The sequence below is a fragment of the Bradyrhizobium sp. 61 genome (genome assembly GCF_023073075.1).
In the GTDB taxonomy this organism is placed as follows: Bacteria; Pseudomonadota; Alphaproteobacteria; order Rhizobiales; family Xanthobacteraceae; genus Bradyrhizobium; species Bradyrhizobium barranii.
The window spans coordinates 1-7,636 of sequence record NZ_JADPIU010000033.1 but is presented as its reverse complement, the minus strand read 5'-3'; the positions used below and the strand labels follow the sequence as shown (position 1 = coordinate 7,636).

The window sequence follows — 7,636 nt, the reverse complement described above, 5'->3', positions numbered from 1 at the left end:
ATGAAAGACAGCATCACGGCTATCGCCAGCTGACCGACCCGGCCCTCGCCGGCGAACGCGGTGACCCGCCGCCAGCTACACCACGCTAGGGGACACGATCCATGAATGATCAGCGGAGACTGCTTCATTTTGTTGGTGACTGTAAGCCAAAGGACGTGAGCCAGTCATTGATGTGCGAGGCTGTTTCCGCCTGCCTCGCCTTACGAAGAAGTTGATCGCGTTGAAGGCCGGGTGGCATTGTCTGGATCTTTGCCCTCAGCCGCTCGGCTTCCTTCGCGAGACGTTCTTCCAAAGTTTCGGTTTGTTTGAAACGACGCCGCTTCTGCATGGCGCGCTCCTCTCCATTAGAGGAAAGCGGGAGCGCAAGCAGGCGTTCTCATCACCGATATAAGCCACGATCCGTTCGATGACGATGGAATAGTACATCTTGCGGCCGCAAGTCGAATACAACAAACGTTAAGGCTTGGAAAACCCTTTTAGGGCGCAACCCAGCTTGAGTTGCTTACTCTTTTCACCAAGTAGAACGCGGCGACGCCAGACGGGTCTTTGATAAATCCGATCACGGGGAATTTGCCGCGCTGAACGGTTTTGATTTTGGTCAGGCCTCATTCCGATCAGACCTGTACGGCGCATCAGCGCGCCTCGATACGATGCCCTCGTAGTTCAACCTCGCGGCCGCCTCGAACAACTCCTGTCCGTCCCCTTCCATGTGCTCACTGTAGAGAACGGGCGGTTCGAGCATATCGATCAGCTCTTTTAAAAGACCCTTTCGTTTTATCTGGTGCTTACTCCGAAGATCCTCGCCATTGTGGAAGAGGATAACGAACGCATAGAACAGGATCCGGTCCTGGCGGCCTTTGGCCAGGTCCGCTTGTAGTTGCATCCGGCGTCGTGGTTTGTGCATATGATGACCAAGGCAAGCCGGCCGGTTCTCCCGGCGTCCGATAAAAGCCCTTAGCGGACTCCAGAAGATCACGGCCCTGCTCGGCCAGTGTCGGCTTTTGACCCCACAGCGGACTTCAGCCGCACTACTCTGGTCACCATTCCTTGAATGTCGGCTCGGCGCACCCACCGCACACCCAGGGAAATGTCCAGTCGGCGGTAAGCTTTGCACTCTCCGGAATGTACCGGCTCCAGACCGAAGCCTTGATCGGGTTGATCGAGCGCCATACCACGTCGAATCTGCCGTCCGGATTGAGCTTGCCGATCATCGCTGGCTTGGAAAGATGATGATTGGTATTCATTACCACCTCAAAACCGCTCGGCGCCTTGATCCTTTGACCGTACATGGCCTGACGGACCGCATTCACGTCTGACGTGCCGGCCTGGGTGACGGCCTGCACCCACATCCGGAATCCGATGAGGGTCGCCTCCATCGGATCGTTCGTGATGTTGTCGCGCTGCTCGTTGAAGTCGGACCACATCTTGACGAATGCATCGTTCTCCGGCGTCGTGACCGACTGGAAGTAGCTCCGCGCTGCCATGTGCCCAACAAGCCGGCTGACATCTACACCTCGCAATTCTCGTGCAGTAACGGAGAGCCCCATGACAGGAATCTTGCGGGCCTCAACCTGCTGGACCGCCAATTCGTTGTACAGATGGCCGTTGGCATCTCCGCTGATGGTCGAAATCACGGCGGTCTTTTTGCCCTGCGAGCCAAGGACCTTGATCTTCTCGACGATCTCGCGCCAGTCCGAATGGCCGAGCGGTACATAGATCGCGGTAACGTCTTCGGCATTCACGCCTTCCGCGCCGAGGTATGCGCCGAGGATCTTGTTGGTCATGCGCGGATAGTCGCTTTCGGTTCCGAGGAGGACCCAGCGGCGAATATCGCCTCCCTCCTTGCTCATCAAGTAGCGAACGGCCGGAATCGCCTGCTGGCTTGGTGCCGCGCCGGTGTAGAAGACGTTCCGCGAGCTTTCCTCACCTTCGTGCTGAACCGGGTAAAAAAGCAGGCCGTTCAATCGCTCGAACACCGGAATGACGGCTTTTCGGGAAGTTGAGGTCCAGCAACCGAATACGACCGCGACCTTTTCGTTCGCGAGCAACTCGCGCGCCCTGTCGGTGAATGCGTCCCAGTCCGAAGCGGGGTCGGCGACGACCGGCTCCAGTTTCCTGCCGAGCAACCCGCCCTTCTTGTTCTGGTCGGCAATCATCATCAGAACCGTGTCTTTCAGCGGGGATTCGCTGTTGGCCATAGTCCCAGACAGGGAGTGCAGAATGCCGACTTTGATAGTATCTTCGGCGCCATGTGCCATCGAAGCAAAAAGAATGATCAGCACGGCGAAAAACCCGCGCAAGCAACAAAGCCACCTCATGCAGATGCTCCGACGAGTTCGAAGATGCGGGTTTCCTTTGTCATGCCCTTCGCAATGACCGCATCGAAGGCATTGAATTCGAATTGATCGCGAACGCGCAGGTATACGTCCTCGCTTGCGAGGACGGTCGTCCCGACCTGCTTGTTCAGGCCCTCCAGCCGCGCGGCAAGATTAACCGTGTTTCCGAGAGCGGTGTAATTCATGCGCTCGGACGATCCTACATTGCCGACGACGGCTTCCCCGACATGAATGCCGAACCTTGTGACGAAAGGCGTCAGGCCCTCAGCCGCGAATTCGGCATTGAGCCGTTTGCCCGCTGCTTTGGCCGCAAGCGTCGCCCGGCACGCACGGGCGACATGATCGGGTTGTGGATTGGGGGCATTCCAGAACACCATGACAGCGTCGCCGATGAACTTGTCGACCGTGCCGCCCTCGGCGAGGAACGCGTCCGTCATCACTGAGAAATACCGCGACGTCTGCCGCATCAACCCATCGGGATCGGCTGCTTCCGCGATCGTCGTAAAGCCCTGAACGTCGGTGAAGACCAGCGTGATCTCCTGTTTGACGCCGCCGAGCGTGGTGGAGATGGAATTGTCGATGAGGCCGCGGACGATCTCCTTGGGGACGAAATGCGCGAACGACCATATCGCCCGCTGCGCCAGATTGACGGTGCTGCCCAGCTCGTGAATCTCGCGAATATACGAGGTTACCGGCGCCAGGCTGGGTTCAGCCAGCGTTTGAAGCTGGCCAGCCTGCGCCGTGATGCGCTTCAGGGAGTGCGACATCGTGCTGCCGAAGATCCAGACGAGCGGCACAAAGGCCGCACCGACGACGATCGCGAGGATCAATCCGGTAAACTGGAGTCGCCGGACATTCTGAACAAAGTCATCCTCGGCAGCCAGCAGCAGGATGCTGCCGTTATATCCTTCGCCAAGTGTGAATTTCGTCAACCTGAACAGGTAACCCTGTCCGTCCTCATCGTGGATGAGGCCCTCGTTGTGATCGCGGTTATGCGACCGTCGAACAACGGAGGCCACCATTCCGGAATTGATTTCGTCGATGCTGGGCAATTGCGATTGCGAAGGATGCGTCATCGCGCTTTCGACAAGCCCCGTAAATTCGGGATGCGCGATCAGCGAGCCGGCTTGGTCGAATATCATGACCGTGCCATGCTGGCCCGGCCGCTGCGCCTGGACGAATGCGCTGAAGGTGTCGAGCTTGAGATCGGCTGCGATAACGCCCGGCACCTTGCCTCGCAACGGGGCGCTGACGGTGATCACCGGCGCGTCGATGCTGAACGACAGATAGGGGGCCGAAACATATGGCCGGTCCGACCGCAGCGTTTGCCAGTACCAAGACCGCTTGCGGCCGTCGTATCCGTAGTTCCATAGGTCGATTTCGCCGACCTCGTTGCCCTGACGGTCCTGAAAAACACGGCGCATCGGCAGATCGCCAGCCGGCGTCGGACGAATCAGGCTGATCGCAAATTCGGCGCTCGCCGGCGCCCGCAGCCGGTCGCGCTGGTCTTCGCTGAGACCGCTAATACGCCTCACCTGCAGCCATGCGCCATTGTCAAAGCCGGCATAGATGCTGTCCATCTGCGGCATTTCCTGCAGCGCCGCTTTGAACAGGGGGATGGCCCGGCCGGTCTCCGACCTTTCATTTGAATCGGCCACACTCGAACTGGTCGCCAACACATTCACCAGCGACGCGATCGCGTTCAGTTCGCCCTGCAGACGGCCCAACGACTTGGTGCTGGCGGAGTCCATAAAAGCCGACGCGGCTTCATGCGTAGCCGCGCGCAAGGAGCGGGTCTGTATCGCGATTAGCAGCCCCGCGAGTGCCACAACAAACGTCATCACCGCTAGGGTGATCGAGGTTCGGAATGTGAACATGCCAAGCCTCCCCGTCGTTTTGCTCAGGCTATAGTCTTTCCGGAGAACGTCCAGCAATAGATTCGCGGTGCGATTGCGTACAGAGACACTCACAGCCCGTGCAACGTACTCGACTTTGCTGGATGGCCGTGTAGCGCGGCCGGAGGTCCAGGATGAGGTCTTTGCGCTTTCGCTCTTCCAGGAGGCAGTGACCTCGGACGCAGCGGCATCCGAAAGGCACCGCCGTCCCATGGCGGATCTCCGTCCGAACAGACCCATGATGGTCACGTGTAGAGGGCGCGGATTGCTGCTGCGCGGGATCCAAGCGTCGCCGGTGGTCGCCGAGCGAACTTTAGAGTTGCTATCGCGCTAGCGGCAAGCAAAGCTTGCCAAGTGTCGTCATTGTGCGAGTATGTAAGCGGCAAGCCCTGTCTTAACACTGTGCCACCCGGTTATTTGGGGGAGTGGACGTGAGCGACCTGCATTCGGCTGCACCTCATCACCTTCCAGGCTTCATCACTGCTCCAGGCGACACCGATATCCTCATGTTGGTTGTCGGCATTATCTTGATCGGAGCCGTTCTTTTGGTCGGCAATTTCTATTTGCACCTGCACACGATGCCGGAGCGGATGGCCCATAAGTCGCAGAAGTTTCAGTTTGAAATCGTGGCCGTGCTGGGGCTGCTGGCCCTTTTCACCCACAACCACCTGTTCTGGGTGATAGGCTTGTTCCTCGCCATGATAGATCTGCCGGACTTCAGCACGCCGCTGCGGAAGATCGCTCGATCGGTCGAAAAAATGGCCGGTGTTGCTCCGGTGCCGGATGCTGACGAAGCGCCGGGCCATGCTGCCCCTCACGCGGCAAAAATGTCACACGTGGAGAAGACCAGCGCTGCTGTCAACGAGATCAAGAGCAGGATCGAGCGCGATCTCAAGCGGGGGACGCCGGGCAATGCTTGAGCTCCTTCTCTGCGCCACCTTCACCATCCTTCCGGACTATCTCTATCGCCGCTATCGGCAGGGAAAGCGCATAGGGCGTGAAATCACGCTCTATTCAGTCTGGTTCGAACTGCGGTTTGGCATCGTCGCCTGCCTGATGCTGACGGTGTCGCTGATCACAATGATCTTCTATTTTCATCCGTCGACCTCGTCGGCGACGTTGTTCTATCGGACCGTCCCGATCATGACGGAAGTCAACGGCCGGGTTGCCGAGGTTCACGTCGACGTCAGTGCGGACGTCAAGCAAGGCGACGTGATTTTCAGGCTCGACAGCGCCAAGCAGGAAGCTTCGCTTCTGAGAGCCAAGCGCAAGGTGGCCGAAGTCGATGCGGCCATGCTGTCGGCGCAGGCCGATGTCATGAAGGCGGAAGGCCAGCTTCAGGAGGCAAAAGGCTCGCTGCAGCAAGCGCAGGACGAACTTGATACCAAAACTGAATTGCAGAAGCGCAACCCCGGAATCGTTCCCCAGCGCGACATCGAAAAGCTCGGTGTGGCGGTTGCAGGTCGTCAGGGCTCCCTCGACGCCGCGACCGCCTCCAAACAGTCCGCCTCGACGCGGCTGAACGATCTGCTACCGGCGGAGAAGGCAAGCGCCGAGGCCGCATTGGCCGAAGCCCAAGTCGATCTGGACAAAACTTTCATTCGCGCCGGCGTTGACGGACGGGTCGAGCAGTTCGGACTGAAGCCGGGCGATATCGTCACTCCAAATATGCGCACGGCCGGTGTGCTGATTCCGGAGGGCGCCGGACGGCGTGCTTTAATGGCCGGATTTGGGCAGATCGAGGCTCAGGTCTTGAAGGTGGGAATGGTTGCCGAGGCCACCTGCATCTCCAAGCCATGGACGATCATTCCCATGGTGGTGACCAGCGTGCAGGACTACATCGCGGCGGGCCAATTCAGGGGCGGCGAACAACTGATCGAGGCGCAGCAGGTTGCGCGTCCAGGCACCATTCTCGTTTTCATGGAGCCGATCTACAAGGGCGGGCTGGAGGGCGTGACGCCCGGCAGCAGCTGTGTCGCCAATGCCTACACCAGCAATCACGATAGGATTGAGGACAAACAGACGGGCACGCTCAAGCGCTTTGCCCTGCACGCTGTCGACGCTACCGGCATCGTGCACGCCATGCTGCTGCGCATCCAGGCGTTGGTGCTACCGGTCCAGACACTGGTGCTGAGCGGGCATTGAGTGGTGGTCGGATGCTGCTGGCGACGACGTAGCTGTGATTTGCAAAATGCGCGGTCGATTCCGTTGATGTCCCTTCTGCGACCTCCAACGATGTCGGCTATTGCGCTGCAAGGGCCGATGGCGGCTCCCCAAGACTGTCATCGAACCGTCCGGCTTCAACATCGTTTCTGCACGCATAGCGGACGCGACAATTCCAGGGCAGCCTTCAAGAGCCACCGGATCGGCAGCTTCCTCGGCGCCCGGGCGGGGTTAAAGGCAACTGTCCGGTAAAATGACCTTGCTCAATCAAGCCGCGCCTCGCAAGCGAACTATCAAGTTAGCCCTTTCGAGTATTGGAAGATTATCTGCCGGGATCGGATATAGAATTCACGACCCCAACGGGCCCGGATACTGTCGGGAAGCGGGTTTCGTCCGGCTGTATCCGGCTGACCAATGAGGACGTCGGCGTGGACCATTATGAGCGGGTGAAAGTCGGAGCGAAAGTCATCGTGCTTCCGGCAACCGCTGCCCGTCGTCCCGTCCCGTGGGGCGCCGCCCGACGCTGCTTTCCGATCGCCGGACCCGGTATCGCGGCCCTCGGCAACTAACGCGCAGATGCTGTCATCTGCGCGAAGGCCGGCCGAGGTCCAATAACTCAGTCCTCCGTGCTCGATCTGTAACGGAGGACAAGGAGGCGGCAATTCGTCGCTCTTAAGTCAACCTCTGGCCCTGAGCCGGCCAGTTGAAGGCATCGGCTTGGACGTGATCCAAGCGCGCAAACCGGAGCCTCGAACCATGCGAATGGGCCGCGATCAGGTCGTTTCTGCCGAACAGACCACGTGGCATTCCCCGTGTTGACGACCGGCGCGTCCTGGACGGCATCTTGGGTTCTGCGCTCAGCCGCTCCCTTGCGCGACCTGCCAGTAGCGCGCATACGCGCTCCGGCTTCGCACGGCATGATAGCCGGGCGTGGCTCGGAAGTGTGCGGGCCTCTCCTGCGGCCCGCTTCCTTCGTGCCGTCGACGTCGAGGGGCTCGCCGAGCGTGACGGCCGTGAAGCGGCGCCCTGTCTCGGTATCGAGCTGACGGCTCTCTCGATACGGCGCGCGGACATCGACCATGATGATCGAAATTCGCGCGCATCTCGGTCCAAAAGTGCACACAGAGGGTGCCCCGCTTTTGGGTATCCCTCCATTGAAGGCCGCCTTGTTTGACGAACGTTATAGCTGCAGGTCCTAGGGGTAATCCTAGGAGAAGTGGTATGACGATTTCGAGGACGGAG

At 59.5% G+C, this 7,636-nt stretch carries 6 protein-coding genes and 1 pseudogene; 3 read left to right on the top strand and 4 right to left on the bottom strand.

The genetic code is table 11. The features are described from left to right. Nucleotides 1-124: 124 nt before the first annotated feature. The 4 genes from IVB46_RS10360 to IVB46_RS10345 form a co-directional block, all read right to left on the bottom strand. Nucleotides 125-328 (bottom strand): hypothetical protein, encoded by a 204-nt coding sequence (locus tag IVB46_RS10360; RefSeq protein WP_247305590.1) that lies wholly within the window; start codon nucleotides 326-328, stop codon nucleotides 125-127. 270 nt (nucleotides 329-598) lie between these two features. Next, nucleotides 599-883 (bottom strand): hypothetical protein, encoded by a 285-nt coding sequence (locus IVB46_RS10355; RefSeq protein WP_247305587.1) that lies wholly within the window; start codon nucleotides 881-883, stop codon nucleotides 599-601. A gap of 154 nt (nucleotides 884-1,037) precedes the next feature. After that, nucleotides 1,038-2,282 carry an ABC transporter substrate-binding protein gene (locus IVB46_RS10350; RefSeq protein WP_247305585.1) on the bottom strand — a complete coding sequence of 415 codons (1,245 nt, stop codon included), beginning with the start codon at nucleotides 2,280-2,282 and terminating at the stop codon, nucleotides 1,038-1,040. Between the two features lie 32 nt (nucleotides 2,283-2,314). Further along, nucleotides 2,315-4,213: an adenylate/guanylate cyclase domain-containing protein gene (locus IVB46_RS10345; protein WP_247305582.1), complete on the bottom strand. Its 1,899-nt coding sequence runs from the start codon at nucleotides 4,211-4,213 to the stop codon at nucleotides 2,315-2,317. A 449-nt stretch (nucleotides 4,214-4,662) separates the two neighbouring features. Here IVB46_RS10345 and IVB46_RS10340 point away from each other — a divergent pair, with 449 nt between their 5' ends. The 3 genes and pseudogenes from IVB46_RS10340 to IVB46_RS10330 form a co-directional block, all read left to right on the top strand. After that, nucleotides 4,663-5,151, top strand: coding sequence for a hypothetical protein (locus IVB46_RS10340; protein WP_247305577.1), 489 nt, complete (start codon nucleotides 4,663-4,665; stop codon nucleotides 5,149-5,151). Beyond that, nucleotides 5,144-6,376, top strand: coding sequence for a biotin/lipoyl-binding protein (locus tag IVB46_RS10335; protein ID WP_247342696.1), 1,233 nt, complete (start codon nucleotides 5,144-5,146; stop codon nucleotides 6,374-6,376). Before IVB46_RS10340 ends, IVB46_RS10335 begins: the two co-directional genes overlap by 8 nt. 383 nt (nucleotides 6,377-6,759) lie before the next feature. Next, a pseudogene (locus IVB46_RS10330) lies at nucleotides 6,760-7,009 on the top strand (L,D-transpeptidase); the annotation flags it as partial. Nucleotides 7,010-7,636 lie beyond the last annotated feature (627 nt).

Bases quoted from the DNA above. Each gene is read 5' to 3' on its own strand.
- IVB46_RS10345 (WP_247305582.1), bottom strand. From the start codon at position 4,213: ATGTTCACATTCCGAACCTCGATCACCCTAGCGGTGATGACGTTTGTT.
- IVB46_RS10335 (WP_247342696.1), top strand. From the start codon at position 5,144: ATGCTTGAGCTCCTTCTCTGCGCCACCTTCACCATCCTTCCGGACTAT.
- IVB46_RS10360 (WP_247305590.1), bottom strand. From the start codon at position 328: ATGCAGAAGCGGCGTCGTTTCAAACAAACCGAAACTTTGGAAGAACGT.
- IVB46_RS10355 (WP_247305587.1), bottom strand. From the start codon at position 883: ATGCAACTACAAGCGGACCTGGCCAAAGGCCGCCAGGACCGGATCCTG.